This is a genomic window from Rhizobium pisi (assembly GCF_003938655.1).
Classification (GTDB): domain Bacteria; phylum Pseudomonadota; class Alphaproteobacteria; order Rhizobiales; family Rhizobiaceae; genus Rhizobium; species Rhizobium pisi.
On the sequence record NZ_RJJT01000009.1, the window covers coordinates 257745 to 283638 of the forward strand.

General features: G+C 61.5%; 28 protein-coding genes and 3 pseudogenes. 14 read left to right on the top strand and 17 right to left on the bottom strand.

Going from position 1 to position 25894, the window contains the following annotated elements; genetic code table 11:
* Positions 1-84: 84 nt before the first annotated feature.
* Together EFD55_RS15035 and EFD55_RS15040 are read left to right on the top strand one after the other, a co-directional pair.
* Positions 85-480 carry a (R)-mandelonitrile lyase gene (locus EFD55_RS15035; protein WP_125845845.1) on the top strand — a complete coding sequence of 132 codons (396 nt, stop codon included), beginning with the start codon at positions 85-87 and terminating at the stop codon, positions 478-480.
* A gap of 14 nt (positions 481-494) precedes the next feature.
* Positions 495-1474: pseudogene (locus tag EFD55_RS15040) on the top strand (aldo/keto reductase).
* A 48-nt stretch (positions 1475-1522) separates the two neighbouring features.
* On the opposite strand, the gene maiA reads toward EFD55_RS15040, so the two are convergent.
* The 6 genes from maiA to EFD55_RS15065 all read right to left on the bottom strand — a co-directional run bounded on the left by maiA (position 1523) and on the right by EFD55_RS15065 (position 6205).
* Positions 1523-2158 (bottom strand): maleylacetoacetate isomerase, encoded by a 636-nt coding sequence (gene maiA, locus EFD55_RS15045; RefSeq protein ID WP_125845846.1) that lies wholly within the window; start codon positions 2156-2158, stop codon positions 1523-1525.
* Positions 2155-2328, bottom strand: coding sequence for a hypothetical protein (locus tag EFD55_RS33170; RefSeq protein WP_165504825.1), 174 nt, complete (start codon positions 2326-2328; stop codon positions 2155-2157). The genes maiA and EFD55_RS33170 overlap by 4 nt, the downstream gene beginning before the upstream one ends.
* Before the next feature lie 40 nt (positions 2329-2368).
* Positions 2369-2785 carry an organic hydroperoxide resistance protein gene (locus EFD55_RS15050; RefSeq protein ID WP_125845847.1) on the bottom strand — a complete coding sequence of 139 codons (417 nt, stop codon included), beginning with the start codon at positions 2783-2785 and terminating at the stop codon, positions 2369-2371.
* Between the two features lie 191 nt (positions 2786-2976).
* Positions 2977-4299: an ATP-binding protein gene (locus EFD55_RS15055; protein ID WP_125845848.1), complete on the bottom strand. Its 1323-nt coding sequence runs from the start codon at positions 4297-4299 to the stop codon at positions 2977-2979.
* Positions 4296-5036, bottom strand: a complete 741-nt coding sequence (locus tag EFD55_RS15060) for a response regulator (protein ID WP_125845849.1) — start codon at positions 5034-5036, stop codon at positions 4296-4298. The genes EFD55_RS15055 and EFD55_RS15060 overlap by 4 nt, the downstream gene beginning before the upstream one ends.
* Positions 5037-5158: 122 nt before the next feature.
* A complete protein-coding gene (locus tag EFD55_RS15065; RefSeq protein WP_125845850.1) occupies positions 5159-6205 on the bottom strand; it encodes an alpha/beta fold hydrolase in 1047 nt (348 codons plus the stop codon).
* A 360-nt stretch (positions 6206-6565) separates the two neighbouring features.
* Between EFD55_RS15065 and EFD55_RS15070 the strand changes: the two genes are divergently transcribed.
* The gene (locus EFD55_RS15070; RefSeq protein WP_125845851.1) at positions 6566-8341 is read left to right on the top strand and encodes a cytochrome c biogenesis protein DipZ; all 1776 of its coding nucleotides are present in this window, start codon (positions 6566-6568) and stop codon (positions 8339-8341) included.
* Between the two features lie 44 nt (positions 8342-8385).
* The gene (locus EFD55_RS15075; RefSeq protein WP_125845852.1) at positions 8386-9144 is read left to right on the top strand and encodes an alpha/beta fold hydrolase; all 759 of its coding nucleotides are present in this window, start codon (positions 8386-8388) and stop codon (positions 9142-9144) included.
* Positions 9145-9264: 120 nt separating this feature from the next.
* Here the strand turns inward: EFD55_RS15075 and EFD55_RS15080 are convergent, their stop codons facing one another.
* Entirely contained in the window at positions 9265-11547 is a 2283-nt protein-coding gene (locus tag EFD55_RS15080) for an OmpA family protein (RefSeq protein WP_125845853.1), read from the bottom strand.
* A 331-nt stretch (positions 11548-11878) separates the two neighbouring features.
* Between EFD55_RS15080 and EFD55_RS15085 the strand changes: the two genes are divergently transcribed.
* From EFD55_RS15085 to EFD55_RS15100, 4 genes are all read left to right on the top strand, one after another.
* A complete protein-coding gene (locus EFD55_RS15085) occupies positions 11879-12652 on the top strand; it encodes a transporter substrate-binding domain-containing protein (protein WP_125845854.1) in 774 nt (257 codons plus the stop codon).
* Positions 12653-12765: 113 nt separating this feature from the next.
* The gene (locus EFD55_RS15090) at positions 12766-13572 is read left to right on the top strand and encodes an ABC transporter permease (RefSeq protein ID WP_125845855.1); all 807 of its coding nucleotides are present in this window, start codon (positions 12766-12768) and stop codon (positions 13570-13572) included.
* Positions 13569-14399: an ABC transporter permease gene (locus tag EFD55_RS15095; protein ID WP_125845856.1), complete on the top strand. Its 831-nt coding sequence runs from the start codon at positions 13569-13571 to the stop codon at positions 14397-14399. The genes EFD55_RS15090 and EFD55_RS15095 overlap by 4 nt, the downstream gene beginning before the upstream one ends.
* 210 nt (positions 14400-14609) lie before the next feature.
* Complete coding sequence (locus tag EFD55_RS15100; protein WP_125845857.1) at positions 14610-14876, top strand: usg protein; 267 nt, start codon at positions 14610-14612, stop codon at positions 14874-14876.
* Positions 14877-14932: 56 nt separating this feature from the next.
* On the opposite strand, the gene EFD55_RS15105 is transcribed toward EFD55_RS15100, so the two are convergent.
* Positions 14933-15658 carry a DUF2270 domain-containing protein gene (locus tag EFD55_RS15105; RefSeq protein ID WP_125845858.1) on the bottom strand — a complete coding sequence of 242 codons (726 nt, stop codon included), beginning with the start codon at positions 15656-15658 and terminating at the stop codon, positions 14933-14935.
* A 115-nt stretch (positions 15659-15773) separates the two neighbouring features.
* Here EFD55_RS15105 and EFD55_RS15110 point away from each other — a divergent pair, with 115 nt between their 5' ends.
* The 4 genes from EFD55_RS15110 to EFD55_RS15125 all read left to right on the top strand — a co-directional run bounded on the left by EFD55_RS15110 (position 15774) and on the right by EFD55_RS15125 (position 18196).
* The gene (locus tag EFD55_RS15110) at positions 15774-16592 is read left to right on the top strand and encodes a class I SAM-dependent DNA methyltransferase (protein ID WP_125845859.1); all 819 of its coding nucleotides are present in this window, start codon (positions 15774-15776) and stop codon (positions 16590-16592) included.
* Between the two features lie 103 nt (positions 16593-16695).
* Positions 16696-17382, top strand: a complete 687-nt coding sequence (locus tag EFD55_RS15115) for a glutathione S-transferase family protein (RefSeq protein WP_125845860.1) — start codon at positions 16696-16698, stop codon at positions 17380-17382.
* Entirely contained in the window at positions 17379-17720 is a 342-nt protein-coding gene (locus tag EFD55_RS15120; RefSeq protein WP_125845861.1) for an ArsR/SmtB family transcription factor, read from the top strand. Before EFD55_RS15115 ends, EFD55_RS15120 begins: the two co-directional genes overlap by 4 nt.
* Positions 17717-18196 carry an SRPBCC family protein gene (locus EFD55_RS15125; RefSeq protein ID WP_125845862.1) on the top strand — a complete coding sequence of 160 codons (480 nt, stop codon included), beginning with the start codon at positions 17717-17719 and terminating at the stop codon, positions 18194-18196. The genes EFD55_RS15120 and EFD55_RS15125 overlap by 4 nt, the downstream gene beginning before the upstream one ends.
* Positions 18197-18211: 15 nt before the next feature.
* Here the strand turns inward: EFD55_RS15125 and EFD55_RS15130 are convergent, their stop codons facing one another.
* The 7 genes from EFD55_RS15130 to EFD55_RS15160 form a co-directional block, all read right to left on the bottom strand.
* Complete coding sequence (locus tag EFD55_RS15130; protein ID WP_125845878.1) at positions 18212-18667, bottom strand: DUF1801 domain-containing protein; 456 nt, start codon at positions 18665-18667, stop codon at positions 18212-18214.
* 14 nt (positions 18668-18681) lie between these two features.
* Positions 18682-19167 carry a DUF1801 domain-containing protein gene (locus EFD55_RS15135; RefSeq protein ID WP_125845863.1) on the bottom strand — a complete coding sequence of 162 codons (486 nt, stop codon included), beginning with the start codon at positions 19165-19167 and terminating at the stop codon, positions 18682-18684.
* Positions 19168-19178: 11 nt separating this feature from the next.
* Positions 19179-19400 carry a hypothetical protein gene (locus tag EFD55_RS15140; RefSeq protein WP_125845864.1) on the bottom strand — a complete coding sequence of 74 codons (222 nt, stop codon included), beginning with the start codon at positions 19398-19400 and terminating at the stop codon, positions 19179-19181.
* A 55-nt stretch (positions 19401-19455) separates the two neighbouring features.
* Positions 19456-19866 (bottom strand): SRPBCC family protein, encoded by a 411-nt coding sequence (locus tag EFD55_RS15145; protein ID WP_125845865.1) that lies wholly within the window; start codon positions 19864-19866, stop codon positions 19456-19458.
* Positions 19863-20186 (bottom strand): ArsR/SmtB family transcription factor, encoded by a 324-nt coding sequence (locus EFD55_RS15150; protein WP_125845866.1) that lies wholly within the window; start codon positions 20184-20186, stop codon positions 19863-19865. The genes EFD55_RS15145 and EFD55_RS15150 overlap by 4 nt, the downstream gene beginning before the upstream one ends.
* Before the next feature lie 384 nt (positions 20187-20570).
* The gene (gene ssuD, locus EFD55_RS15155; RefSeq protein WP_125845867.1) at positions 20571-21746 is read right to left on the bottom strand and encodes an FMNH2-dependent alkanesulfonate monooxygenase; all 1176 of its coding nucleotides are present in this window, start codon (positions 21744-21746) and stop codon (positions 20571-20573) included.
* 332 nt (positions 21747-22078) lie between these two features.
* Entirely contained in the window at positions 22079-22450 is a 372-nt protein-coding gene (locus EFD55_RS15160; protein WP_125845868.1) for a hypothetical protein, read from the bottom strand.
* 264 nt (positions 22451-22714) lie between these two features.
* Between EFD55_RS15160 and EFD55_RS15165 the strand changes: the two genes are divergently transcribed.
* Together EFD55_RS15165 and EFD55_RS15170 are read left to right on the top strand one after the other, a co-directional pair.
* Positions 22715-23584, top strand: coding sequence for an NAD(P)-dependent oxidoreductase (locus EFD55_RS15165; protein ID WP_125845869.1), 870 nt, complete (start codon positions 22715-22717; stop codon positions 23582-23584).
* Positions 23581-24264 carry a DNA alkylation repair protein gene (locus EFD55_RS15170; protein ID WP_125845870.1) on the top strand — a complete coding sequence of 228 codons (684 nt, stop codon included), beginning with the start codon at positions 23581-23583 and terminating at the stop codon, positions 24262-24264. The genes EFD55_RS15165 and EFD55_RS15170 overlap by 4 nt, the downstream gene beginning before the upstream one ends.
* A gap of 208 nt (positions 24265-24472) precedes the next feature.
* Here the strand turns inward: EFD55_RS15170 and EFD55_RS15175 are convergent.
* Together EFD55_RS15175 and EFD55_RS15180 are read right to left on the bottom strand one after the other, a co-directional pair.
* Positions 24473-25364, bottom strand: a pseudogene (locus EFD55_RS15175) (LysR substrate-binding domain-containing protein); the annotation flags it as partial.
* A gap of 405 nt (positions 25365-25769) precedes the next feature.
* Positions 25770-25894 (bottom strand): annotated as a pseudogene (locus tag EFD55_RS15180) (porin); the annotation flags it as partial.

Consider the following 25894-nt stretch of genomic DNA (forward strand, 5'->3'; position numbering starts at 1 on the left):
TGACGGGCGGACGTGTCCTGCCCGAGCGGACATGCCCGCCCAATCGGACGCGTCCGCGCCGCGCGACATTTGAAAGGACGACACATGGACATCAAGCGAAGCGGCTCGCAGCCTTCGGCCAAGGGATCGGCAGACTGGTTCACCGGCAGCGTGCGTGTCGACCCGCTGTTTCAGGTGACCGGTCCGGCCCGCGCGGCCGGTGCCAGCGTCACCTTCGAGCCCGGCGCCCGCACCGCCTGGCACACCCATCCCCTTGGCCAGACGCTGATCGTCACATCGGGTTGCGGCCGCGTCCAGCGCGAAGGCGGCCCCGTCGAGGAGATCCGCGCCGGAGACGTCATCCGGTTTGAACCGGGCGAACGCCATTGGCACGGCGCAGCGCCGACGACGGCGATGACCCATATCGCCATCCAGGAACAGCTCGACGGCAAGGTCGTCACCTGGATGGAACATGTCACCGACACTCAATACCAAGGTTAGAAAAGGAAGCGGCAATGCGGAAGCGTGAACTCGGAAGGAGCGGACTTCAAGTCTCGGCCATCGGCCTCGGCTGCATGGGGCTGAGTTACGGTTACGGGCCGGCGACCGGTGTTCAGGAAGCCATTGCGCTGATCCGCCAGGCCTTCGAACGCGGCGTCACTTTCTTCGACACGGCCGAGGCCTATGGCCCCTACAAGAACGAAGAGCTTCTGGGATTGGCACTTGCCCCCTTCCGTGATGAGGTAGTGGTCGCCACGAAATTCGGCTTCAACTTCGATGCCAGAGCGGCATGAATAGCCGGCCGGAACAGATCCGCGCGGTTGCCGATCAGGCGCTGAAGCGCTTGAAGACCGATGTCATCGATCTGTTCTATCAGCACCGTGTCGATCCGGATGTTCCGATCGAGGACGTCGCGGGCACGGTTAAGGCGCTGATCACAGAAGGCAAGGTCCGGCATTTCGGTCTCTCGGAAGCAGGCGTGCAGACGATCCGCCGCGCCCATGCCGTTCAGCCGGTGACGGCGCTGCAGAGCGAATATTCGCTGTGGTGGCGCGAACCGGAACAGGAAATCCTGCCGGTACTCGAAGAACTCGGCATCGGTTTCGTTCCCTTCAGCCCGCTCGGCAAGGGCTTCCTCACCGGAGCGATCAACGAGACGACCACCTTCGACAGCAAGGATTTCCGCAACATCGTGCCGCGCTTTTCGCAAGAAGCGCGAAAGGCCAACCAAGCCCTCGTCGATCTCCTGGCGGAAATCGCCACGCGCAAGCGGGCCACCTCCGCCCAGATCGCGCTGGCATGGCTGCTGGCGCAGAAGCCCTGGATCGTGCCGATCCCCGGCACCACCAAACTGCATCGCCTGGAGGAGAACATTCGTGCCGCCGAAGTCGAACTGACGGCCAATGACCTCGCCAGCATCGAAAGCGCGCTCGCCACGATCAAGGTGGAAGGCGATCGTTATCCCGCGCATTTGCAGGCAAGGGTCAATCGTTGATAAAGGAAGCGGCCGCCGTCATTTGCGGCCGCTTCTTCACCGGTCGCATTATTTCCTGGGGGCCGGCGCGTTCTCCTGAAAAGCCGGTATCGTCTCGAGCTTCGCGACGATCTCCGCGATATGAGGCCACCTTGCGAGATCGAAGCCCAGCCGCCGGGCGCTGATCGCCTGCGGGAAGAGGAAGATGTCGGCAATGCCGGGCCGGTCGCCGACGGCATAAGCCCCTTGCCTGCGGCCGGCGATCATCGTCTCGACCGCGGCCATGCCCTCGCCGACCCAGTGACGGCTCCAGGCGGCAATGGCATCGGCATCGGCCTGGAAGGCGGCGCGCAGATGCAGGCCGATCCGCGGCGGCAGCAGCGCGTGGATCTCGGCGGCGATTGCCAGCGCGATGGAGCGGGCATGCGCCCTGTCTTCAGCCGTATCGGGCAGCAGCGGCGGCTCAGGCTGAACCTCATCGAGATATTCGACGATCGCCAGCGACTGGGTGATGAGCACGCCGCCATCCGTCAGCAAGGCCGGCACTAGCCCCTGCGGGTTGACGCTGCGATATCCGGCCTGCCGGCTCTCGGCCTCTTCGCCGAGAATGGTGACCGGCAGCGCTTCCGCCGTCAGTCCCTTCAGGGCAAGCGCGATCCGGACTCTCGATGTCGCCGAGGAAATTTCGTTCTGATAGAGTTTCACAATCTTTCTCCCAGATAGTCCCGGAAGAGCGGCTGCCCTTCCGGGGAAGACGTTGCCGAGGCCGCTGTCACGAGGCCCGCAAGCGGCGAAGGCTCTTGCGAGCTTATGTCGTAGGCGCAGGGCGCGGCGAAAACCGCCGCTCCCAGAATGCAGATGATCATCAATCTCATCAAATCCTCCATCGCGAAGCCAGATCAGCCTCGCCATCCATCAGACAACAGTCAATTCGACCTGGATATTGCCGCGCGTCGCCTTCGAATAAGGGCAGGTCCGGTGCGCCTCATCAACCAGCGCCTTTGCGACATCGGCTTCGATACCGGGCAGGCTAACCTTGAGCCGGGCCTGCAGGAAATAGTCGCCGTCGGTCGTCCCGAGATCGACTTCGGCATTCACGGCGGTCTCCGCCGGAAGCCTGATCTTCAGCTTGCCCGCGGCAATGCCGATCGCGCCGATGAAGCAGGCCGACCAGCCGGCTGCGAAAAGCTGTTCCGGATTGGTGCCCGGCCGCGCGCTGCCGGGAGGCGAGAGCTTGATATCGAGCTGGCCGTCATCGCTCTGCGAAGCGCCGTCGCGTCCGCCGGTCGTGCGGGTCTTGCCGGTATAGAGAACCTTGTCGATCTTTGTCATGGAACACTCCTTGTTTGCGCCGCTATCGGCGACTGGCCGCGGTCGGCGGCCGGGTTGACGGAGTGTGGTTTGAGCCCCTGATATTTCAGGCATGTTTCCGGAATCGGCCGAAATGTCACAAAACGTAGCATCCGATATCCCAGACATTTTCCCATACAAAACATCGCGAAATTTTCCGGCGGCTCCCGTTATCACCGGATGGTGACCTCAGCCGCCAGCCCGCCGCCGTCGCGATTGTAGAGCCGGAGCGATCCGCCGATCTTGGCTGTCAGTTGCTGGGCGATCGCCAGACCGAGGCCCGTCCCGCCTGTCTCCCGGTTGCGGGATTGCTCGAGCCGGAAGAAGGGCTGCATGGCCGCTTCGAGCATGTCGTCCGGGATTCCCGGCCCGCGATCCAATACTGTGATGACGAACTCGTCTTCCGCGCCGCGCCCGACGCTGATCTCGGCGGCGCCGGCAAATTTCAGCGCATTGTCAATGAAGTTCGACAGGATGCGGCGAAGGGCATGCGGCTTGGTGAAGGCGGCACCTTGCACAAGCCCGACGACCGTGACCGCCTTTCCGATATCCTGGTAGTCGTAGGATATGCTGTCGATGAATGAGGCGAGATCGATGCGGGCGTTCTTTTCGCCGCTGCCGTGAGCGCTGCGCGCATAGGCTATGCCGTCCTGGACGAGGCGCTGGATCTCGCCCAGATCGTGCACCAGCTTGTCCTTCTCGGGCGAATCTTCGGCCATGTCGGCGCGCAGCCGCATGCGGGTGATGGGCGTCTGCAGGTCATGAGAAATGGCGGCAAGGATCTGGACGCGCTCTTCGAGATAGTGCGCGATCCTTTCCCGCATGGCGTTGAATGCCTTTGCGGCATGCGCGACCTCGCTCGGCCCGGTCTCGCTCAAGGCGGGACCGTCCTTGTTGGGATCGAGCGCATCGGCGGCGGCGGCAAGCTCGCCGAGCGGCCTAATCGCCTGGCGAACCGCAAACCAGGCGCAGAGCACGAGCAGCGCCATCTGGACGGCGAAGACATAGGGCAGCCATGCGGCGATCGGCATGATGCCTTTCGGCGTGACGTCGATCGTCAGCGGGTTTCCGTCGCTCAGCGTCAGATGCGCCTGCAACCGGCTCACCTCGCCCGGGATCCGTTCGATGCGGATTGGAAAGCGATGCCCGACCGCCTCCTCTATCTTTCCCAGGATCTCCACCCCCTTGCTCGACGTGTCGGGCACGCCGGGAAGGCCAGGCCCGAGCACGAAGCTGTAATTGCCCCGGCCCAGCCGATCCACCAGATCGACGCGTTGGTCTGGCGCCAGCCGATCGAGAACGGCGATCGACGTTGCGACATCATGCTCCAGCGTGCCGAGCATCACAGCCTTGGCCGACATGTAGCGCTCCATGTAGAGCACGCTGAAGGAGAGCCCGTAGGCGAAGGCCAGGCCGATCAAAAGGATGAGAAAGATCCGCGATCGCAGCGTGCTCGGCCACATCAGGCCGGACAAGATGGAGGTCGCCGCCCTCATTGCCGCGGCTCCGAGATTTCGACCGGAACCGAAAACACATAACCTTCGCTGCGCACCGTCTTGATATAGATCGGTTCGCGCGCATCGTCCCCCAGTCGCTGCCGCAGGCGGCTGACCAGGAGATCGATCGAGCGATCGAAGAGCTCGGCGTCGCGGCCCTGCGTCAGGCTCAGAAGCTGGTCGCGATTGAGCACCCGCTGCGGGTGATCGATGAAGACGCGAAGCAGGCGGTATTCGGCGCCGCTCAGCGCAATCGCGGTCCCTTCCTTGTCGAGAAGGTGACGGGCGACCGTATCGAGACGCCAGTCGCCGAAGGTCAGCAATTGCCCCGCCTCGCTGATCTGCAGGTTGGGCGGCAGCATGCGCGTGCGCCGCAGCACCGCCTTGATGCGGGCGAGAAGCTCGCGTGCGGCAAAGGGCTTGGCCAGATAGTCGTCGGCGCCCATCTCCAGCCCGAGGATCCGGTCCATCTCGTCGGTGCGGGCCGTCAGCATCAGGATCGGGATCGCCTTGTGCCGGCCGGAGCGCAGTTCGCGGCACAGCACCAGCCCGTCGTCGCCGGGCATCATCACGTCGAGCACGATCAGGTCGACGGCATTGGCATCCAGAAAACTGCGCATCTGACGCCCGTCCGCGGCAACGCTTGTCCTCAGGCCGTTCTTCTGCAGATAGCCCGAGACAAGTTCGCGGATTTCGCGATCGTCGTCGACGATCAGGACGTGATCGACATGATCCATATTTGCTTATTCCTCAACGATATGGCCGCGCCCACCGCCTCGTTCATGATGTTGAGACGTCAGACGCGACCTACGCATATTCTGTCGACCCGGGCAACGAGGCTCGACAGCCTGTACCCCGATCAGAAGCGATCGACGTCGATGACCGCCTGCGCGAAAGCCTGCGGCGCCTCCTGCGGCAGATTATGGCCGATGCCGCCGCCGATGGTGCGGTGCTCGTACTTGCCGGAGAACTTTCCGGCATAGGCGGAGGGCTCGGGATGCGGCGCACCGTTTGCGTCGCCTTCCATCGTGATGGTCGGCACTGAGATCATCGGCAGGGCGGCGAGCGTCTTCTCATAGGTATCGTATTTCGCCTCGCCTTCGACGAGCCCCAGACGCCAGCGGTAATTATGGATGACGATCTCCACGTGATCGGGATTTTCGAAGGCGGCGGCAGATCGGTCGAAGGTCACGTCGTCGAAGTTCCACTTCGGCGAAGCCGTCTGCCAGATGAGCTTTGCGAAATCATGCCGGTTGGCCTCGTAGCCGAGACGTCCGCGTTCCGTGGCGAAATAGAACTGGTACCACCAGGCGAGTTCGGCCTTCGGCGGAAGCGGCTTCTTGTTGGCCTCCTGGCTGCCAATCAGGTAGCCGCTCACCGATACCATCGCCTTGCAGCGCTCCGGCCAGAGCGCGCCCATGATATTGGCCGTCCGCCCGCCCCAGTCGTAGCCGGCAATCACGGCCTTCTCGATGTCGAGCGCGTCGAGCAGGGCGATCATATCGGCGGCAAGCGCTGATGGCTGGCCATTGCGGGGCGTGTTGTCATCGAGAAACCGCGTCGTGCCGTAGCCGCGAAGATAAGGCACGATCACCCTGTAGCCGGCCGAAGCAAGCAGAGGCGCGACATCGACGAAGCTGTAGATGTCATAGGGCCAGCCATGAAGCAGCAGTACGACCGGGCCGTCCGCCTTCCCCGCTTCGGCATAACCGATGTCGAGCACGTCGGTTTTGATCTGCTTCAGCGCTTCAAATGACGTGTTGGTTCCGGCCTTCACATCAGGCAGAGAGGCGGCTGGCGCCGATTGCGCAGCGGCGGTGCCCGCGACGCCGAATTCGACGGCCGCAAGCGCGATTGCCGTCATACCAAAGAAGCGGCGGCGGTGATGGTTGATTTGCTCTGACATCGGTCTCTCCTGTCGAATGGCTTACGGTGCTTAAAAGACGTTCCGCTTGTATCACCCGTATGTCGCACGCGGCCGGTTTTTGAATGCGGATGTAGCTTTCGGCGGCCGGGATACATTCTGATACAATCGCCCTGCCCCGGCAAAGCATCGTGTCGGCTGCAACCGTTTTCGTCATTGCCGGCTGCCAGAGCCGCAGTTTGTATCGCTTTGTATCGGCCGCCTCCGGCCGCAATAGTTCGATACATTTTCCCGCAAAACCGGACACACCGCGGATACGTCCGCTGGACTACATCGCCATCGTTCCTGGTTCAGGCCCATCGCCGTCCGGAGCCCGATCAATCGGTTTCAAAGGAAACGATGATGACACTTCTGATCATTGCCTATCTCGGAGGCGCGCTGACCATCCTCAGCCCCTGCATCCTCCCCATCCTCCCCTTCGCCTTCGCCCGCGCCGGACAGCCCTTCCTCAAGAGCACGCTGCCGATGCTGGCGGGCATGGCCGCCACCTTCGCGCTTGTCGCCACGCTCGCCGCAGTGGGCGGCAGCTGGGCGATCCGCGCCAATGAATATGGCCGCCTGGCCGCGATCGTCCTGCTTGCGCTCTTCGGCGCAAGCCTGCTGTCGTCGCGCTTCGCAAGTACGCTTGCCCGGCCGATCGTCGACCTCGGAAACAATCTGGTGAACGCCAGCGGCGGCGGACGCACCGCGCCGACTGTCAAAAGCGCGCTCATCCTCGGCGTCGCCACCGGCCTGCTCTGGGCGCCCTGCGCCGGACCGATCCTCGGCCTCGTTCTCACAGGCGCCGCTTTGCAGGGCGCCAACCTGCAAACGACCTTCCTGTTGATCGCCTATGCCGCGGGTGCCGCGACCTCTCTTGCCGCCGCCCTGCTTGTCGGCGGAAAGATTTTCGCCGCCATGAAGCGTTCTCTCGGCCTCGGCGACCGGATCCGCCAGGTACTCGGCGCGGCCGTGCTGGCAGGCGTTGCCGTCATCGCACTCGGCCTTGACACCAGCCTGCTCGCCCGCCTCTCCTATGCCAGCACGGCATCCCTGGAACAGGCCGTACTCGACCGGCTGCATGCAAAGCCCCTCGGCGGCGCCTCGTCCGAAGTGGCGAGCAACGATGCCGTGATCGCCGCAGCCGATGCGAAGAAGCCGTTCCGCAGCGATCTGCCGGTCGAGGGTTATGCGCCTTCGCTCGACGGCGCGGTCCAGTGGCTGAACTCGAAGCCGCTGACCACGGAGCAGTTGCGCGGCAAGGTCGTGCTCGTCGATTTCTGGACCTATTCCTGCATCAACTGCATTCGCACCATTCCCTATGTCAGGGCTTGGGCGGAGAAATACGCCGATCAGGGCCTAGTCGTCATCGGCGTGCACGCTCCGGAATTTGCCTTCGAAAAGAAGATCGACAACGTCAAGAAGGCGGTCGGCGATTTCAGGATCGGCTATCCCGTCGCGATCGACAATGACTACAAGATCTGGCGCGCCTTCGAGAACAGCTACTGGCCTGCCGCCTACCTGATCGATGCCAAGGGCCAGATCCGCTACCAACATTTCGGCGAAGGCAACTATGGCAACACCGAGAAGGCCATCCAGGATCTGTTGCGCGAGGCCGGCAGTGAAATGTCGGCAAGCGCGACGGTTACCCCCGACGCCAAGGGCGTAGAAGCCGGTCCTGATCTCAGCAATATCCGGTCGGGCGAGACCTATCTCGGCTATGAACAGGCCGCGAATTTCGCCTCTCCCGAAGGGCTGCAGGCCGATACGCCCCAGAACTATTCGATCGGCGAACCGGGCCTCAACGGATGGGGCCTGTCGGGAAGCTGGACTGTCGGCCGGGACCAGGCGACACTTGACCAGCCGGGCGGCGGCATCACCTATCGCTTTAGCGCCCGCGACCTGCATCTCGTTCTCGGGCCTGGCGAAGACGGCAAACCGGTCCGCTTCCAGGTGAAGATTGACGGCAAGGCTCCAGGCGCTGACCACGGCTCAGACATCGATGCCGACGGCAACGGTACGGTGACCGCGACAAGACTTTACCAGCTGGTGCGCCAGTCCGGCACCGTCGCGGCCCGCAACTTCGAAATCCGCTTCCTCGATCCCGGCGTCCAGGCCTACGCCTTCACGTTCGGCTGAACCCGAAACGCATTCATACCAATCCCAACCAAAGGAGTGATACCATGAGCAAACGTCCCATTTTCATCGCAGCCCTTTCCCTTGCCGCCAGCGCCGTCGCATTTGCCGCAGAGGCTGCCCCGGTCAAGAACATCGTGATCGTCCACGGCGCGCTCGCCGACGGCTCGGGATGGCGTGAGGTGACCGAGATCCTCCAGAAGCGCGGTTTCCAGGTCACGATCGTTCAGGAGCCCATCACTTCGCTCGACGATGATGTCGCCGCGACGAAGCGCGTTCTCGACCTTCAGGAAGGACCGAGCTTGCTCGTCGGGCATAGCTATGGCGGCATGGTGATCACGCAGGCGGGTAACAATCCCGCCGTCGCGGGCCTCGTCTATGTCGCGGCCTTCCAGCCCGACAAGGGCGAAAGCCTGCTGAGCCTCGCGAGCACGAAGCCCGCCGGCAGCATGGACATAAAGGAAACGAAGGACGGCAAGTACCTCTATCTCGATCCGGGCGCCTTTGCGGCCGATTTCGCAGCCGACCTTCCGAAAGCCGATGGAGACTTCCTGGCAAGATCGCAGGTCTTCGCCTCCAAGGAGGCGTTCTCCGCCAAGATCACGGAGCCGGCGTGGCGGACCAAGCCCAGCTGGTCGATCGTCGCCACCCAGGACCGCGCCATCAACCCCGACCTGGAGCGCGACATGGCGAAACGCGCCGGCAGCCAAGTGACCGAAATCAAGGCCAGCCACGCCGTCTTCGCCTCTCAACCGGAAAAGGTCGCCGACATCATTGAGAAGGCTGCCAAGAAAGCCGGCGAGTAAAACCGGCAAGATGGCTAGGGCGATGGCCCGGATGCCCGGAGCAAAAGTTCCGCCCTCTTCTGGCATCCATTAGAAGCAAAACGGCGCCCCTCCCCACGAATGGAGAGGGGCGCCATATCATTAGCGGTTCGCAGCCACCGGCCGGACAAGTGCCGTGACGCGGCGGATGGTGACGCGGCGGTTTTCCTGTTCGGGACCTGCCGTGTTGACCTTCAGATAGCGTTCGCCGTAGCCCTGCGTCGCCAGGTTCTCCGGCGGGATGCCGTAGACGTCTGTGAGCACGTTGGCGACCGATTCCGCGCGCTGGTCGGAGAGGACCAGATTGCTCTGTTCGGAGCCGACGGCATCCGTATGACCCTCGATCAGGAAGGTCTCGCTCGGATCCTTCTTCAGCACCTGGCTGATCGCGTCGGCGACCTTGCGCAGCGTACGTGCCTGGGTCATCGGGATATCGGCACTGCCGGTCGCAAAGGTGATCGTATCGAGGTCGATGCGGCGCACCTTGTCGCGGATACGGGCAGAATACTTCACTTCGTCGAGCGAATAGACGCGCTCCACCGGCTCGACGGGCGGCTCGCTCAGGAACTCGTAATAGTCCCGGTTCGGGTCGCTGCGAGTGTCGATGATATAGTCGTCGAGCGGTACGCGCAGGCGCATCGGCGGCAGGTTGGCGCCCGGATCCTCGAAATAGTCACGGTCCGGATCGCCGTAGAGTTCCGGCGAATAATAGAGCACATCCTCGCGCCCGCGGGCATCAACGCGCGACCGCTGGATGATGTCGCCGTAACGGTTGCGGATCGTGACGATGCGATAGCCTTCCGGCCGCATGATCGTCTCGCGATAACGGTCGCCCGAAAGCTCTTCATAGGTCGGCCGTTCGCCATCGCGCAGGAACCGCCTGTCGTCGTCGCTACGAACGATGACCTGATTGTTGTACTGGATGATCACGCGGTTGTCTTCGGTGTGGTTGTCGATGCGCACCTCGTTCGGACGGGTAAATTGCGGTCGCTCGTCGAGCCTAGTACCCTTCTCGCTGGTCACCGCCTCGATCTTGACTGCGGGCGCCGCTACGCCGCCGGTGGCGGCCTGCGCCTCGGCGTCGGAGGTCGGCACCTTGAAGTCCTTGCTGTCGGCACGCTGTTTGTCGCGGTCGCGGCGGCCTTCGCGGCCCTTGCTGCGATCGGCATCCTTGTCGCTGTCGAGCACGGCGGCGCCATTCTGGACCGGCAGCACGACGGTCTCGCTGCTCTTGGCCGGATCCGCCGCGATCTGCTTGCGGCGCTGAAGCTCTTCGGGCGAAACCTTCTCGGGCGCAGGAATAGCCTGCTCCACCTGCTGGCCGCCGCTGGCATTCGGCAGCGGCTGGGCAGTGTCAGTGGCCGGCGCAGCCGGCTGCACACCGACGGGCTGAGTGCCGGCGGGCTGCTCGCCGGCAGGTTTTGCCGCCGTGCCTTCCTTGGGTTTCGCTACGGGTGCGGCTTCCGGGGCGGCCGCCTTGTCTTGGGTCGCCTTGTCTGCAGGCGCTACGGCCTCGCCGGCGACCGGCTTCTTCTCGGCCGGCGCTTCGGCGGCAGGTTTTGCCTCCGGCTTGGCTTCGGGCTTAGCCTGTTCTTCGGTCGGCGTTACCGCCTCGGGAGCTACAGTCTCGGCCTTGCCCTTGCCTTTGTCGCGCAGGCGCTGCTTGCCGCCTTCCGGCTTGGTTTCAGGTTCAGCCTGCTCGACCTGCGGCTGGGCCTGTTTCGCGGCCGGCTGCTGTTCGGGCTGCGGCTGGGCCTCTTTCGCGGCAGGCTGCTGCGCGGGCTGCGGCTGCGCCTCCGGCTCGGCCTGCTGGGCCTCTGGCTTCTTGTGCTTCTTCGGCTTTTCCTGCGTTACCGGCTGCTCTTCCTGCTGCGGGGCGGCCTCCGGCTTTGCCTCGGGCTGGGCCTCCTGTTTGGCCTTCCGCTCGGGCTTGCTTTCAGGCTGCTCCACGGGCGCCGCATTGGGTGCCTCAGCCTTAGGCGCCTCGACCTTGGGTGCCTCAGCCTTGGGTGCCTCGGCCTTCGGCGCTTCCGCCTCTGCCTTGGGCTCAGGCGCAGCGGGCTCCTTCCGCTCGGCCTTGGGCTTTTCCGCGGGCGCTTCCTTCTGCGCCGGCTGTTCGGCGGCAGGCGCCTTTTCGGCCGGGGCTTCCTCCTGCTCCTTGTGCTTTTTCTTCTTCAGCAGCTCTTCTTCGGAGGGCGCATCCTGCGCCACTTCGGCTGGCGCATCTTGCGCCACCTCGAAGCTTCCCTGCTCGATTTGCCGCATGGCAGCAGCCTGCGTCTCAACGCCGCGCATGGCGGCCATCGCCGCTGCCGGCTGCAGGGCCAGCGAGAGGGAAAGCAGCGGAAAAGCCGCACTTGCGAACAATCTTGATTTCATGCCCATCGGGTATCCTCGATCCTGTTTGAGCTTCCTGAAGGCCGATAGGCCCCGGTTTCGCCCCTAGCTTCGCATTGAGGCGAAACGGCGAAATGGCAATCGCCAAACCGCCGATTTGTTCCCGTTCTAGGAATTCGGGGATTAACCTCGCGTGAATGTTGCAGTCTGCCGGCGTTCATCTCGCCGGCTGTTTGCACTGCAAATTGCGCGGGAATTTCTGTTGCAATTCTATGAAAAAAAGTCTGATTATCGCCGCAAGGCGGTGTTCGTCACCGTTGAACAGCAGCCGTCAGCCCAAGAGAAAAAAGCGCGATGGCTACCAACAGAGAGGATCCTCATGCACATCTCCACCCGTATCTTCGCGGCAGCCTCGCTCGCAGCGATGTCTCTCTTTGCCGGATCGGCCATGGCCGACGGCGAAAAATATGTGATCGGCACCGATTCGACCTATCCGCCCTTCGAATTCGTCGACGCGAGCGGCACGATCCAGGGCTTCGACATCGATATCACCAAGGCGCTCTGTGCCGAAATGAAGGCCGAATGCACTTTCGTCAGCACCGACTGGGACGGCATCATCCCGGCGCTCAACGCCAAGAAATTCGACATGATCGTCTCGTCCATGTCGATCACGCCTGAGCGTCTCAAGCTCGTCGACTTCTCCAACAAGTACTACAACACCCCGCCGGCCATCGCCGTGCCGAAGGACTCCAAGATCACTGACGTTGCCGGCCTGAAGGGCAAGGTGATCGGCGCACAGACCTCCACGACGCATGCCAACTACGCCGAAAAGCACCTCGCCGACACCGAACTGAAGCTCTATCCCACGGCTGACGAATACAAGCTCGACGTTTCCAGCGGCCGTGTCGATGCCGTCATCGACGACGTCGTCGTTCTCTCCGAATGGGTCAAGTCCGATGCCGGCGCCTGCTGCAAGATCCTGACGACCCTGCCGGTCGACAAGGAAATCAACGGCAACGGCGCAGGCATCGCCATCCGCAAGGGCGACCCGCTGAAGGAAAAGCTCAACACGGCGATCGCCGCGATCCGCGCCAGCGGCGAGTACAAGAAGATCCAGGACAAGTACTTCGACTTCGACGTTTACGGCGAATGAGAAATTCGGTATCTGGCCGATGAACGTAATGGCGGGAGGCTTGCTCTTCCGCCATTTTTGTTTGACAAAGGTGGCAAGATCAAAACGGCAAAAGCCGTGAGGGGAATTCTCGCATGGGCGGATTATTTTCCGCGCTTGGCTCCTTCTGGAGCTCACTTGTGCACATATTCGATCCGCTATGCGGACCCGTCGGCATCTTCACCTGGTTGGGTCAGTCGACGATTCTTGCCTGTGGCGATACCGGCTGGGGCGACGAGATCGCGGTCGGCCTTCAGATCACTGTATCGGTCGCGATCGTCACCCTGCCGATCGGCCTCATCATTGGATTTCTGGTGGCACTTGGCCAGCAATCGGAGGAAAAGTCGCTGCGGCTGGCGGCCGGCGTCTACACCACGATCTTTCGCGGGCTGCCGGAGCTTCTGACGCTCTTCATCATCTATTACGGCATTCAGATCCTCATCCAGAATCTGCTGGATTTCGCCGGCTATAGCGGTCCGCCGGTCGAAATCAACGCCTTCCTCGCCGGTGTCATCGCACTGTCGGTCGTCTTTTCCGCCTATTGCTCGGAAGTGCTGCTCTCGGCCTTCCGGGCCATTCCCAAGGGACAATATGAAGCCGGAGATGCACTTGGCCTGCATCGTGGCCGCACGCTGCGCCTCATCGTTCTGCCCCAGCTCGTGCGAATTGCCCTGCCTGGCCTCACGAACCTCTGGATGGTGCTGCTGAAGGATACGTCCTATGTGTCGATCATCAGCCTTGCCGATATCCTGCGCCAGACGAGTGTCGCCGTGCGCGTGACCAAGGAGCCGTTCTTCTTCTACGGCATTGCCTGCTGTCTCTACCTGGCGCTGGCCATCCTTTCCTCTTTCCTGCTCGTCTATGTCGACCGCTGGGCCAAGCGCTCGGAGGTCCGTCGATGAGCTACGCTGAAACATTGATCCCCCCGCAGCCGGCACCCCGCGCGGTGGCAAAGCCGATGACGGCCACACGCCTCGCCGGCTATACATTCGTCACCTTCTGGGCGCTGCTTGCCGCGCTCTTAATCTACACCGTCATCAATGGCTGGGATCCGGAGAAGTTCACCCGCTACGGGCCGCGTTATCTGCACGGCCTGTGGATGACGCTCAGCATTGTGGGCATTTCGGTCGTCTGCGGCGCCGTGCTGTCTCTGCCGCTCGCCATGGCGCGCATGTCGAAAAATCGCCTGCTGAACTGGCTGGCCTACGGCTACATCTATTTCTTCCGCGGCACGCCGCTGCTGGCGCAGCTCTTTCTGGTCTATTACGGCCTCGGTGCGTTCCGGCCGCAGCTGGAATCGGTCGGTGTCTGGTGGTTCTTCCGCGATGCCTGGTTTTGCGGCGTCTTCGCCATGACCATCAATACCGCGGCCTATCAGGCGGAAATCCTGCGCGGCGCCATCGAAAGCGTGCCGTATGGCCAGCGCGAGGCGGCCGATTCACTCGGCATCCACAGGATCATCGCTTTCCGCAAGATCATCCTGCCGCAGGCCTTCATCGTGGCGCTACGCCCCTATGGCAACGAAATCATCCTGCTCATCAAGGGCTCGGCGGTCGTTGCCATCATCACCGTGCTCGACCTGATGGGCGAGACGCGCTACGCCTTCTCCCGCACCTTCGACTACCAGACCTATCTCTGGGCGGCGATCTTCTACCTCTCGATCGTCGAGGCGCTTCGTCATCTCTGGGCCTGGATCGAGCGCCGCCTGACCCGGCACCTGAAACGCTGATGCACGACGCCCAAAAGTGTGTCACGGTTTTGGGATAATGGCATGCATTCCGGCTGGCAGCACTCGCCTAGCGATGCTGCCAAGCCATTGAAAACAAAAAGAATATATCCTTTGCAACCTATCTGTTAAGCTTCCGTTAACCACTCACATGGTTTCATTTCATGTAGCGCTAATAAAAGCGCGAGTGGGAACGAGAAGAAGCTGAATACGATGCACAAGGACATGGAAAAGCAATTGCAGGGCTATGGTCTGACGACCGCCCAGATCCTCTACCACCTGCCGGACCATCCGGCGATTCTGCAGACCTACGTTTGGCAGGATTACGACCTCGCCCCGGACTTTCCCGAAATGCGCGGCTTCCTGAAGTTCTGGCAGGAAAAGCTCGACGGGCCGCTGCATTCGGTGCGCTACGTCCACCGCAAGCTGATCTCGGCAAGCGAGTGGCGGGCGCTGAAGGGCGAATTCATCTTGCACTAGAAAGAGCTGGAGATGTCGTCCGAAAGCCGCTCACACTTTTCGGCATCAGGCTCTGATCAGACATGCGCCTCGCCATGGCCGAATTCGCCTTCGTCGCGATCCGGACGCAACGCGAAACCGAGCATGCCGAGATAGAAGGCGACGACGATTGCGATGACTGCAAGGCCGGGAAGCGGCCCGAGCACCGCATTGTCGATGACATAGCTCCATGAGTGCGCTTGCAGCGCCAGCACGCCCTCCGTCTGCAGTTTCGGCGTTGAGATCTTCAGGCACCAGGCAAGAAACAGGATGAAATACATCCAGCCGTAATTGCGTTTGAGGCGCCGGTGCATCGCTTCTGAGTAGCTGAGCAGAAAGCGCGGATGACGCAGACTGTTGGCGATCACGCCGGCCCATTCATTGCCGGCGGCGGCATCGGGCGCCAGGATCTGTGCGAAATAGCAGCGCTCGATCTGCCGGATGCGGGCGCGGTAGATATCGAAGAAGCGGTAGCGTCGTGCCTCGATCATCAAAAGCAGCGTCACCAGCATCATCCCGAACAAGAGCACGCCGTGATGCGAGGTCGGCGTCGACAACGATACTGAAAGCAAGGCCGCCACCACAGTGATCGCCCAGTTGGACGTCCGGTCGATGCGGTCGCGCCAGCTCGTCATCCGTCCGAGTTCGCCGCGGTAATAATGAATGAGCGTATTGGTGACCTCGCTTGGCGTACCGGGTAGCAGCGAGGTTCGCGCGCCCTCGCTTTCCCTTGCCGATAGCATTCCATCTTGTTCCATTTTCATGGCTTTTCCTCCCTTCGTCTTCTTTTCAGCCATTCTGCGCCTGTCGCCACGCCATTGCAAAACATCGAAAGCCGCCTTAGAGCCATGCCCTGAAACAGAAGGACAATGGACGGCGATGGCAAAGAAGATCGACGAAGAAGCCCTTGGCGAAGCCTATAACCGGGCGCTGGCGCTGGAAAAGGCCGGCGATGTCGACGCGGCGGTGGCAGCCTATGAGGAAGTCCTGGCGATCGATCCCGAAGATCACGGCGGTGCCGCCGTGCGCATCGCCGCAATGGGCCGCGGCGAAACCCCGGCCAAGGCCCCCGACGCCTATGTTGAAACCCTGTTCGACCAGCATGCCGAGGTCTTTGAGGATGTGCTCGTCGAGCAGCTCGGCTATCACGTGCCGATGCTGGTGCGCCAGCGCCTGCAGGCGTTGAAGCTCGGGCCGTTCAAGCGCCTGCTCGATCTCGGCTGCGGTACGGGCCTCACTGGCGGCGCATTGCGCGATATCTGTGCTGATATGACCGGCATCGATATTTCGGAGAAGATGGTCGAGATCGCCCATGAAAAGGACCTCTATGAGACGCTCTTCGTCGCCGAAGTCGAGGATTTCCTTGAGGACAACGACGAAGAAGCCTTTCATATCATCACCGCAACCGACGTGCTGCCCTATCTCGGCGCGCTCGAACCGCTGTTCTTCGGTGCGGCCGAGAATCTGACGCCGGGCGGCCTCTTCATCTTCTCCTCCGAAACCCTGCCTGAGGAAAGTTTCGCCGGTCGCGCCTACATGGTCGGTCCGCACCAGCGTTTCGCCCATGCCGACGCCTATGTGAGGGAGCGCCTGACGGCCACAGGTTTCGAACTTGTCGAAATATCGGATATCAACGTGCGCATGGAAGACGGCCAGCCGACGCCCGGCCATTTGGTGTTTGCTCGACATATCGGCTGACGGCGATACTTGCGCATTCGGCGAAGTATTTGTTGCGTAATGTCGGCGGACCTGATACTTAGTTGATCGGTAAAGTTTTTCGCAACGATAGAAAGGTCGCCTGATGTCGCTCGTGTTCTATGGGCATCCGCTTGCCTCTTTCTGCCACAAGGTGCTGATCGCGCTTTATGAAAACGCGACCCCTTTCGAAAACCGCATCGTCGATCTTTCAGATGAGACGTCGCGCGCCGATCTCTTCCGCTTCTGGCCGGTCGGCAAGATGCCGCTGCTCAGGGACGAGGTGCGCGACAGCACCATTCCCGAGACGTCGATCATCATCGAATATCTCGATCATTATTATCCCGGCCCCGTGTGTCTTCTGCCGCTGGAAATCGACCGGGCCCTCCAGGTTCGCCTCTGGGACCGCTTCTTCGACCATTATGTCCAGGTGCCGATGCAGGCGCTCGTCAGCAATCGTCGGCGCGCTGACGGCACCGCGGACGAGATCGAAATAGCGGCCTCCAGAACGACGCTCGCCACCGCCTATGCGATGATCGAAAAGCAGCTGGGCGATAGCCCTTACATAACGGGCGAGGACTTCACCATGGCTGATTGCGCCGCGGCTCCCGCCCTCTTCTATGCCGAGACGCTTGTTCCGTTTTCTCCAGATCAGCCGAAGCTTCGCGCCTATTACAACAGGCTGCTAGCGCGTCCATCCTTTGCAAGGGTGCTGGATGAGGCCCGCCCCTATTTCAAGTTCTTTCCCTACCATGAAAAGCTCCCTGCCCGCTTCCGGGATGCAGCGGAATGATCGAAAGCCAGGTGCATCTCGACCGTATGTTCCACGCGCTTTCCGATCGTAGCCGCCGCGGCATGATCGATCGGCTCGGCCGCGGCCCGGCCTCCGTCACCGAGCTTGCCGCGCCCCTCGCCGTTGCCCTGCCGACGGTCATGAAACATCTGCAGGTACTGGAGGAGAGCGGCCTCGTGCTGTCGGAAAAATCCGGGCGGGTGCGAACCTACCGCCTGCAGCAGGACGCGCTTGCCGCCGTCGAACGCTGGGTGGAGCAGCGAAAGACCCGCTGGACCGCCGCCTTCGACAGAATGGACCAACTTCTCGCCGATGAAACGGAGGCCCTTCCCGAATGACGATACGATCCGCCGAACATACGACCTTCGTCATCGAGCGCCGCTTGAAGGTGCCGGTCGCCCGCGTTTTCCGCGCATGGTCGAGCCCCGAATCCAAGCGCCAATGGTTCGCCTGCCACGGCGACTGGGCGTCGCTGGAATATGCGCTCGATTTTCGTCCCGGCGGCGCGGAGAAGAACTATGTCGCCGATACCGATGGACTGCTGCATGCCTATGACGCGCATTACATCGATATCGTGCCCGATTCCCGCATCATCTATGCCTATGAGATGAAGCTCGGCGAAACCCGCATATCCGCCTCGCTCGCCACCGTCGCCTTCAAAGCCCAACCCGGCGGCGGCACCAGGATGGTCTTCACCGAGCAGGTGGTTTTCCTCGACGGCTACGCCGACAACGGCGCCCGCCTTCAAGGCACCGAGATCGGCCTGAACAATCTCGAACTTTTTCTTGAGCGCGAGACGAGCCCGATTCACTAGGCGATCTGGATCGCCTCAAGTACCGCCTGATTTCTTCCGAGAGCCGGCGCTCCGCACAGACATGTTCAGCGCAACGGCGGCGCGAACAAGTACTTTCAGCGCCTCTTCGTCGATTTTATCACCCTCATGGAAGTCAATGGCACGCCGGGTGTTGCCTTCGAGGCTGGCGTTGAAAAGGCCTGCGGGATCCTCCAGCGATGCTCCCTTGGCGAAGGTCAGCTTTACCGCACTCTTGTAGGTTTCGCCGGTACAAATGATGCCGCCGCGCTCCCACACCGGAACCCCTCGCCACTTCCATTCCTCGACGACATCAGGTTCGGCCTGCTTGATGAGCGCTCGGACACGCGCGAGCATTTCGCCGCGCCAATCGCTGAGTTCTTCGATCCTCGCATCGATCAACCGAGAAGGTGAGGCCTCCTCGTTTTCTTCCCCAGTATCGTTCTTCTTCATGGTTGCCGTCGCCTTCTTCATCATTATCTCTCCCATCACTCGGCCTCGACTCTCTCACATCCGTTCGCAAACTGGCTCGCCTGCTCCACCCAGGAGGCTATCTGCGCCTCGTCGATCGGGTCGTCCTCGCGGATATCGAGATAGCGCACCTCCTTCTGTTTGGACGCACCCGGCGGCAGAGGATTGAGTGCTGATCCCTTGAAGAAAGCCACCTTGACGTAGTTCGTGAAGCAATGGATGCCGAGGAACCAGCCCTGCCCTTCCATGCCATAGAAGGGCGAGTTCCATTTGACCGCCTTGGAGACGCCGGGCACGGCGTGGGTAATCAGCGCATCCAGTCGGCGTCCGATATCGCTTTTCCAGCCCGGCATGGCGGAGATATAGGCCTGCACGGGAGCGTCGCCGTAACCCTTGGCTATCTGAGGGTTGCCTCCCGAAAGAAGGGTTGGCTCCGCAGCGGTCGGTTTGGCGGCAGTCTTCTTTGTAACCTTCCCCGCGGTCGTCGACGTTCCGCCCGCCATAGCGTTTCCTCCTATCCGCCGGTGCGTCCCGCATCGCGCCGCTTCGTTACATAGGGCAGCACGAACATATAGAGACCGGTAACGAGAAGCAGGCCGAGCGGCAGCAGCGCCAAGAGCCCTACCCAGACGGCCGATTTCTCCTGCACCATGGCGATGATATTGACTATAACGGCCACGGTAAAGGCAATGGACAGCCAACGGTGGACCTGCCGAAACCAGTTGTTCCAGTTCAATGCGACCTCCTCCTCAAAATGAGCCCCGACGACGGGCTGAGTGCGCGGAGCACTCTCACTCTGTCCGCGCCAGCACCTGTTCCAGCTTGTCGAAGAATTGCGGCCAACCGGTCCTTGCGCCGCCATAAGCCTGCCGCTGATCCGCCCGGAAGCCCGCCTGCTCCATGCGCAGATGCGTTCCTGTGCCCGTCGGAGTGAGCGTCCAGGTGACGACGGTTTCGAGACCATAGGCACCCCAGCTGTAGGCAAGGGTCTTGTTCGGCTCGACCTCCAGAACGCGGCAGTCGACCGAGCCCCAATCGGCGTTAAAATGGAAGCGGTGGTCGACAGCCGATTTGAAGTCGCTCTTCATCAGCCACTCCTGGATCAGGTGCGGCTGGGTAAGCGCCCGCCAGATCTTCTCGGCGGGAAAAGGCATCTCCCGTTCGATGACGACGGAACGTGTTTCGGTCGAGATATCGCTCATTGATCCATCCTCTTCAGCAAATCTTCGAGAGCGTCGAAACGGCTTTGCCAAAAGCTCGCCATCTCGCTTGTCCAGTCGACGAGCGGCGCAAGCGCACCGAGCTGCGCGCTATAATGCGTCTGGCGTCCTTCATGTCGGTCACGCACCAACCCGGCCTGCTTCAGGATCCCGAGATGCTTCGAGACAACAGGCTGCGAAACCCCGGCTCGCTCCGTCAGCGCCCCGACCGTCTTCTCCCCTTCCCGGCACAGCCGCTCGAAAAGGGCTCGCCGCGTGGGATCGGCAAGCGTTCTGAAGAGCATATCTTGAGCGTTCGACATCGAAATCCATAGCCATCCAACTATGGGTTAATCTATAGCCATCGAGCTATGAGTAAGTCAAGCCGAGAAACGTTCTGACCTTGGTCGGAGCATTGCCGAACAGGAAATATGCGCTGATTGCGAGACACGATCTTAGGATTGAGTATAGCTCATCGGCTATGCATCGATGCGCTCTCGCCTCCGTGGGTTCACGGCCTCTCAACACATAAAGATAGCCGGCTCATCTTCTGGGAATCTAAAATCGAATATTGGGGAATAGGGAAGTTATCTCCCTACCCGGGAGCATTCTCAGCAAGATACCTCACCATCTGCTCATGCAACACCACAACGCCGGAAGCCGTAAGCGGCTTCCGGCGATATCGGGCTCTGCGCCTTTGCTCGAACTCAGGAGCCGGAGACGACTTTCAGATTGCCGCCATGGCTGCCGCCTGCGAAGACCGGTTTACTGCCAAACTCGTTGTTGAAGGCCAGGCGCTGCTGTTCGCGGGTGATGCCGAGCTCGGGGAAGAGCAGCTCGGCAACGCGATAGGCCTCTTCGAGATGCGGATAGCCGGAGCCGATCACGGTGTCGATGCCGATCTCCTGATATTCGCGCAGGCGTGCGGCCACCGTCTTCGGTGAACCCACCAGCGCCGTGCCCGCGCCCGCGCGCACCAGGCCGACGCCGGCCCAGAGATTTGGCGAAACCTCAAGCTTGTCGCGGCGGCCGCCGTGAAGAGCGGCCATGCGCCTTTGGCCAACCGAGTCCGATTCGTGGACGAAGCGTTCCTGCGCCTCGCGGATCGTCTCGTCGTCGAGGTGACGGATCAGCCGCTCGGCCGCTTCCCATGCCTCCTCGTCGGTCTCCCGCACGATGAAGTGCAGGCGGATGCCGAAGGTCACTTCACGACCGCGCTCGGCTGCGGCCTTGCGCACCTTGGTGATCTTCTCCGCCACCTGCGACGGCGGTTCGCCCCAGGTCAGGTATTTGTCGACGCGGCCGACCGAAAAATCGATGCCGGCATCCGAGGAGCCGCCGAAATAGAGCGGCGGGCGCGGGTTCTGCACCGAGGGAAAGCCGAGGCGCGCATTGGTCGCCTTGATGTATTTGCCGTCGAAACTCGCCGTACCCTTATCCAGCAATTCCTCGAAGACGGTGAAAAACTCCTCGGCATGGGCATAACGCTCGTCATGCTCGAGATGGATGCCGTCACCGGCAAGCTCCGCCGGGCTGCCGCCGACCACGATGTTGAGCAAAAGGCGGCCGTTAGAGATCCGGTCGAGCGTCGTCGCGAGACGCGCATAATAGGCAGGCGATGCCGTACCCGGGCGGATCGCCACCAGAAACTGCAGCTTCTCGGTCTTGGCCGCGAGCGCGGCGGCCGTCACGAAGGATTCCTCGCAGGCAACCCCCGTCGGCAGCAGTACGCCGGAATAGCCGAGCCGGTCGACGGCCTGGGCGATCTGCGTGAGATAGCCGATCTCGGGCGCGCGGTTGAGTTCGGAGGAGCCGAGATAGGTGCCATCGCCCGATGTCGGGATGAACCAGAGGAAATTGATGGGCTCGGATGTTGCGGTCATGGAAAACAGTCCTTTGCTGCGAAATTCGATAATCAGCTCGCGCGGCTGACACAGAAGGTCCGCCCGCGCACCGCCGCCCGCATGCTTGGGAGGATCGCGGTGGCGGCGGTGGAAAAGCCGGGGCTCTGTCTGGGCGTCAGCATCTGAAATATCCTGTCGATCGATGGCGGTTGGCCAACGCCCTCCGAAGCCGGTTCGACCAAAGGAATACTGACATAGACTACCGATTATATCGATAATATCGATTTGCGATTATGAGCTGCTTCGAGGAATAATTTACCCCGTTCGGCGCTGCGAGGGCCCTCCCTATGCCGCCTCGCGCAATCGGCCCTCTATCCCTCCTGGCGTTCGGCGGCCAGCCGTTCGCGAATGAAGGCGGGACCGCCTGCAAGACGTTTTGCAAACAGGCTCGAAGGATCAACCATGCGCCAATAGGGCGTCACGGTCGAAACCGGCTCCCCTTTCTCCAGCGCACCGAAAGACAGTTCGGCGATCGCACGCAAATGCCGCTGTACGGTCACGGGGCAACAGGCATCCGCGCCATATTGGGCAGCGAGACCACGGCGAAGAACGCCGGCGTCGGTGAAGACGCCCTCCGGCGCCGATCGGATCTGCTCTGAGACCATGTTCTGCGATGGAATGAGCATTGCCTGCATGCCGCTGCGGCCTTTGCGCCGCGGCTTGATCGTCGGAATCTCACTCATGTCACCTCCCGGAAACATTGTGGCTTCTTGCCAATCTAAAGCATGTCTTGCAAAAATGTGCAGCGGTTTTGCGATCATGACATGCTCAAACCGGGGATCTAAAGCGTGGCAGGCGAATCTGAAGGGTCGCGACACGCCTGGGGCTCGGCCAGCAGCGGCAAACCTCATATGCTGCAATCGAAAGGAAGTCCGCCTTCCCGGGCTTTTCTGCTCCCACCGTTTCGGTTAATCCTCGGACTGCATTTGAGGAAAAGGATAGGACATATGGCAAAAGTCGCGTTCATCGGTCTCGGCGTCATGGGCTTTCCCATGGCGGGCCATCTGAAGACTCAGGGCGGCCACGATGTTACCGTCTACAACCGCACGGCCGATAAGGCCGCCGCCTGGGCCGAGAAATTTTCGGGCAAATCGGCCACTACCCCGGCCGAGGCCGCCACCGGGGCCGATTTCGTCTTCGTCTGCGTCGGCAATGACGAAGATCTCCGATCGGTGACATCGGGTGAGAATGGCGCCCTGCACGGCATGAAGCCGGGTTCGGTCCTGATCGACAACACCACTGCAAGCGCTGAGGTCGCCCGCGAGCTCTATGCGGCGGCAAAGGAAAGAGGTGTTGATTTCATCGATGCTCCCGTCTCCGGCGGACAGGCCGGCGCCGAAAACGGCGTCCTCACCGTCATGTGCGGCGGCGATGAGGCCGTTTTCGAACGCGCCCGGCCGGTAATCGAGGCCTATGCCCGCATGGTCGGCCTGATGGGACCTGCCGGTTCCGGCCAGCTCACCAAGATGGTCAACCAGATCTGCATCGCCGGCCTTGTCCAGGGACTTGCCGAGGCCCTGCATTTCGGCAAGAGCGCCGGCCTCGACATCGAGAGGGTCGTCGAGGTGATTTCCAAGGGAGCGGCCGGCTCCTGGCAGATGGAAAACCGCCACAAGACCATGAATGCCGGAAAATATGATTTCGGCTTCGCGGTGGACTGGATGCGCAAGGATCTCGGCATCGTGCTGACCGAGGCCCGCCGCAACGGCGCCAAGCTGCCGGTCACCGCACTTGTCGACCAGTTTTACGGCGACGTCCAGGCGATGGGCGGCAATCGCTGGGACACGTCCTCGCTGCTCGCGCGCCTCGAAAAATGATCGGCCCCTCCTCCAGCGCAGCCGAATTGATCGCGCATCTGCAAACGCTGCGCTCGGAGGAGAACGTCGCCGCCATGGCGCGTTTCGGTATCGTCACTTCAGGCGCTCTTGGCATCTCCAATCCCGATGTCAAGGCGGTGGCCAGGCGAGCGAAGAAAGATCACCTCAGGGCTGGAGAACTCTGGCAAAGCGACATCCGCGAAGCCCGTCTGCTCGCCCTCTTTACAACAGAGCCGAAGCGGCTGATGACGGAAGAAGCCCGCCATTGGGCCAATGATTTCGACTCCTGGGAGATCGTCGATTGCGCTGCCGATCTCTTCGTCGAGGCCGGACTGGATGAGCTCATCGGGGAATTCGCTGCCGACGAGCGCGAATTCGTCCGCCGCACCGCCTTCGCCATGATCGCAGGCGCCGCCTTTCACCGGAAAAATGAGCCGGACGCTGCCAACCTCGCCTGGTTGCCGCTGATCGAAGCTCACTCCTGCGATCCCCGCAATTTCGTACGCAAGGCGGTCAACTGGGCGCTGCGCAACATTGGCAAGCGCAACCGAACCTGCCATGCACCGGCGCTCGCACTCGCAAAGACTTTGGCGGAAAGCCACGACAAAACCGCCCGCTGGATCGGCAAGGATGCCGTCAGGGAACTCGCCAGTGAAAAACTTCTGGAGCGGCTGAAATAGAGAAAGCAATCTCCCCGGATTGCCGCATTCCCGATACGCCGTCCCGCGGGAAACCGATCTGTCATGCACGAAGGGCGAGGCTCCTCGCCCTAGAACGGGATGAATTCAGGCCGAGCCGGCCTGAAATCTGAATCCTGTTCTAAATTAAGGAGTTGGAGCATGATGTCGCCCGAAAACCGCTTACACTTTTCGGCATCATGCTCTGTCGTCAATGATGCCTGGATTTTTCGACCAGGAAATCAATCAGAACCCGCACGGCCGGCGGCATGCCCTTGGCCGTCGTGAAGACGATATAGAACTGGCTTTCCTCCGACTGCCACTGCGGCAGCACCCTCACCAGCTTACCGGCCTGAAGATCGGTCTCACAGGCGCTTTCGAGCAGAAGTCCGAAACCGAGCCCGGCGCGAGCCGCATCGAGGATGGCGGTCATGCTGCGGCAGGTGAGGCGCGGCTGATGCCGAATCACCTGTTTGGCGCCGTTCGGACCGATCAATTCCCAGGTATGAAACGACACCCATGACGTCATCGCCAATGTCGGCAGATCGGCAAGATCATCCGCACAGCTCACGCCCCCGACACGCTCGACGAGAGACGGACTGGCGACAAGGATGCGCCGCGCACGGTCGAGCTTGCGCATCGTCAGACTGGTCTGTGTCTCCGGCTCATTGGTCGCCCTCACCTCGAGATCGATGCGTTCATTGATGAGGTCAGCCCGCCGGTCGGAGCCGATGATCTGCAGCTTGATCTTCGGATAACGCTCCAGGAATTCGGGCAGGATGCCTCCAACGGAGATATCGACGAGGCCCAGCGGGCGACCCATCCGCACCACGCCCTGCGGGTCGGATTGAGCCTCCGTGACGATCGACTTGGCGCGATCGGCCTCTTGAAGGATGGTCTGGCATCTCTCGTAGAAAGCCTGGCCGATTTCAGTCACCCGGAAGTGACGGGTCGAGCGTTCGATGAGCCTTGCGCCAAGCCCTTCCTCGAGCCGGCTGACCCGCCTGCTCAGTTTCGAACGCGGTATCTTGAGATCGCGACTCGCAAGCAAAACCGCCGCTGGAGACAACAGCAGCGAAATAATAGTAGTCGTTGAGATCATCCGTGAAAACAAGCTATCCGAGAGCAGAAATGAATGCCAACCCCTTCAAGGGTTGTATCGCCATCTCCAAAAAAGCTGTGATCACATTGTCGGCATTGTATTTTCTTTTCACGACGTGTTGCCGCAAAACCCGCCGGTCGAACCAGTTCGCTTGAAAATAGAAAGCGCCATGTCGCTGGAGAGAGACACACACACACGATACCGGCGTGCAACACGCAACGTGCCGGTTGGGCTCACGTGGAAAAGGGTATTCAGAAAGTTACTCTGAAGACGACACACCTAAAAACGCCGCAAGGACGGTCCGGCAGGGAAGACCGGACACGTCCCCGTAGCTGATCGGAGGTCACTCAGATCAGAAACTGATTGAGTGCTCCCGGTCCGAAAACCGGGAGCATCATTACGTGGATTAGAACGAACGCTGCAGACGGAAGTAGCCCGTCGTGGAGTCGTCGCCATCATCCGGATCGAGGTACTGAACCGAAGCCTTGGCGTAGAAGTTGTCGACGATCTGGTAATCAACCGTCAGACCGA

Coding starts and splice junctions, on each gene's coding strand:
- EFD55_RS15035 (WP_125845845.1), top strand. CDS start 85: ATGGACATCAAGCGAAGCGGCTCGCAGCCTTCGGCCAAGGGATCGGCA.
- EFD55_RS33170 (WP_165504825.1), bottom strand. CDS start 2,328: ATGAGATTGATGATCATCTGCATTCTGGGAGCGGCGGTTTTCGCCGCG.
- EFD55_RS15050 (WP_125845847.1), bottom strand. CDS start 2,785: ATGACAAAGATCGACAAGGTTCTCTATACCGGCAAGACCCGCACGACC.
- EFD55_RS15055 (WP_125845848.1), bottom strand. CDS start 4,299: ATGAGGGCGGCGACCTCCATCTTGTCCGGCCTGATGTGGCCGAGCACG.
- EFD55_RS15060 (WP_125845849.1), bottom strand. CDS start 5,036: ATGGATCATGTCGATCACGTCCTGATCGTCGACGACGATCGCGAAATC.
- EFD55_RS15065 (WP_125845850.1), bottom strand. CDS start 6,205: ATGTCAGAGCAAATCAACCATCACCGCCGCCGCTTCTTTGGTATGACG.
- EFD55_RS15070 (WP_125845851.1), top strand. CDS start 6,566: ATGACACTTCTGATCATTGCCTATCTCGGAGGCGCGCTGACCATCCTC.
- EFD55_RS15075 (WP_125845852.1), top strand. CDS start 8,386: ATGAGCAAACGTCCCATTTTCATCGCAGCCCTTTCCCTTGCCGCCAGC.
- EFD55_RS15080 (WP_125845853.1), bottom strand. CDS start 11,547: ATGGGCATGAAATCAAGATTGTTCGCAAGTGCGGCTTTTCCGCTGCTT.
- EFD55_RS15085 (WP_125845854.1), top strand. CDS start 11,879: ATGCACATCTCCACCCGTATCTTCGCGGCAGCCTCGCTCGCAGCGATG.
- EFD55_RS15090 (WP_125845855.1), top strand. CDS start 12,766: ATGGGCGGATTATTTTCCGCGCTTGGCTCCTTCTGGAGCTCACTTGTG.
- EFD55_RS15095 (WP_125845856.1), top strand. CDS start 13,569: ATGAGCTACGCTGAAACATTGATCCCCCCGCAGCCGGCACCCCGCGCG.
- EFD55_RS15100 (WP_125845857.1), top strand. CDS start 14,610: ATGCACAAGGACATGGAAAAGCAATTGCAGGGCTATGGTCTGACGACC.
- EFD55_RS15105 (WP_125845858.1), bottom strand. CDS start 15,658: ATGAAAATGGAACAAGATGGAATGCTATCGGCAAGGGAAAGCGAGGGC.
- EFD55_RS15110 (WP_125845859.1), top strand. CDS start 15,774: ATGGCAAAGAAGATCGACGAAGAAGCCCTTGGCGAAGCCTATAACCGG.
- EFD55_RS15115 (WP_125845860.1), top strand. CDS start 16,696: ATGTCGCTCGTGTTCTATGGGCATCCGCTTGCCTCTTTCTGCCACAAG.
- EFD55_RS15120 (WP_125845861.1), top strand. CDS start 17,379: ATGATCGAAAGCCAGGTGCATCTCGACCGTATGTTCCACGCGCTTTCC.
- EFD55_RS15125 (WP_125845862.1), top strand. CDS start 17,717: ATGACGATACGATCCGCCGAACATACGACCTTCGTCATCGAGCGCCGC.
- EFD55_RS15130 (WP_125845878.1), bottom strand. CDS start 18,667: ATGAAGAAGGCGACGGCAACCATGAAGAAGAACGATACTGGGGAAGAA.
- EFD55_RS15135 (WP_125845863.1), bottom strand. CDS start 19,167: ATGGCGGGCGGAACGTCGACGACCGCGGGGAAGGTTACAAAGAAGACT.
- EFD55_RS15145 (WP_125845865.1), bottom strand. CDS start 19,866: ATGAGCGATATCTCGACCGAAACACGTTCCGTCGTCATCGAACGGGAG.
- EFD55_RS15150 (WP_125845866.1), bottom strand. CDS start 20,186: ATGTCGAACGCTCAAGATATGCTCTTCAGAACGCTTGCCGATCCCACG.
- ssuD (WP_125845867.1), bottom strand. CDS start 21,746: ATGACCGCAACATCCGAGCCCATCAATTTCCTCTGGTTCATCCCGACA.
- EFD55_RS15160 (WP_125845868.1), bottom strand. CDS start 22,450: ATGAGTGAGATTCCGACGATCAAGCCGCGGCGCAAAGGCCGCAGCGGC.
- EFD55_RS15165 (WP_125845869.1), top strand. CDS start 22,715: ATGGCAAAAGTCGCGTTCATCGGTCTCGGCGTCATGGGCTTTCCCATG.
- EFD55_RS15170 (WP_125845870.1), top strand. CDS start 23,581: ATGATCGGCCCCTCCTCCAGCGCAGCCGAATTGATCGCGCATCTGCAA.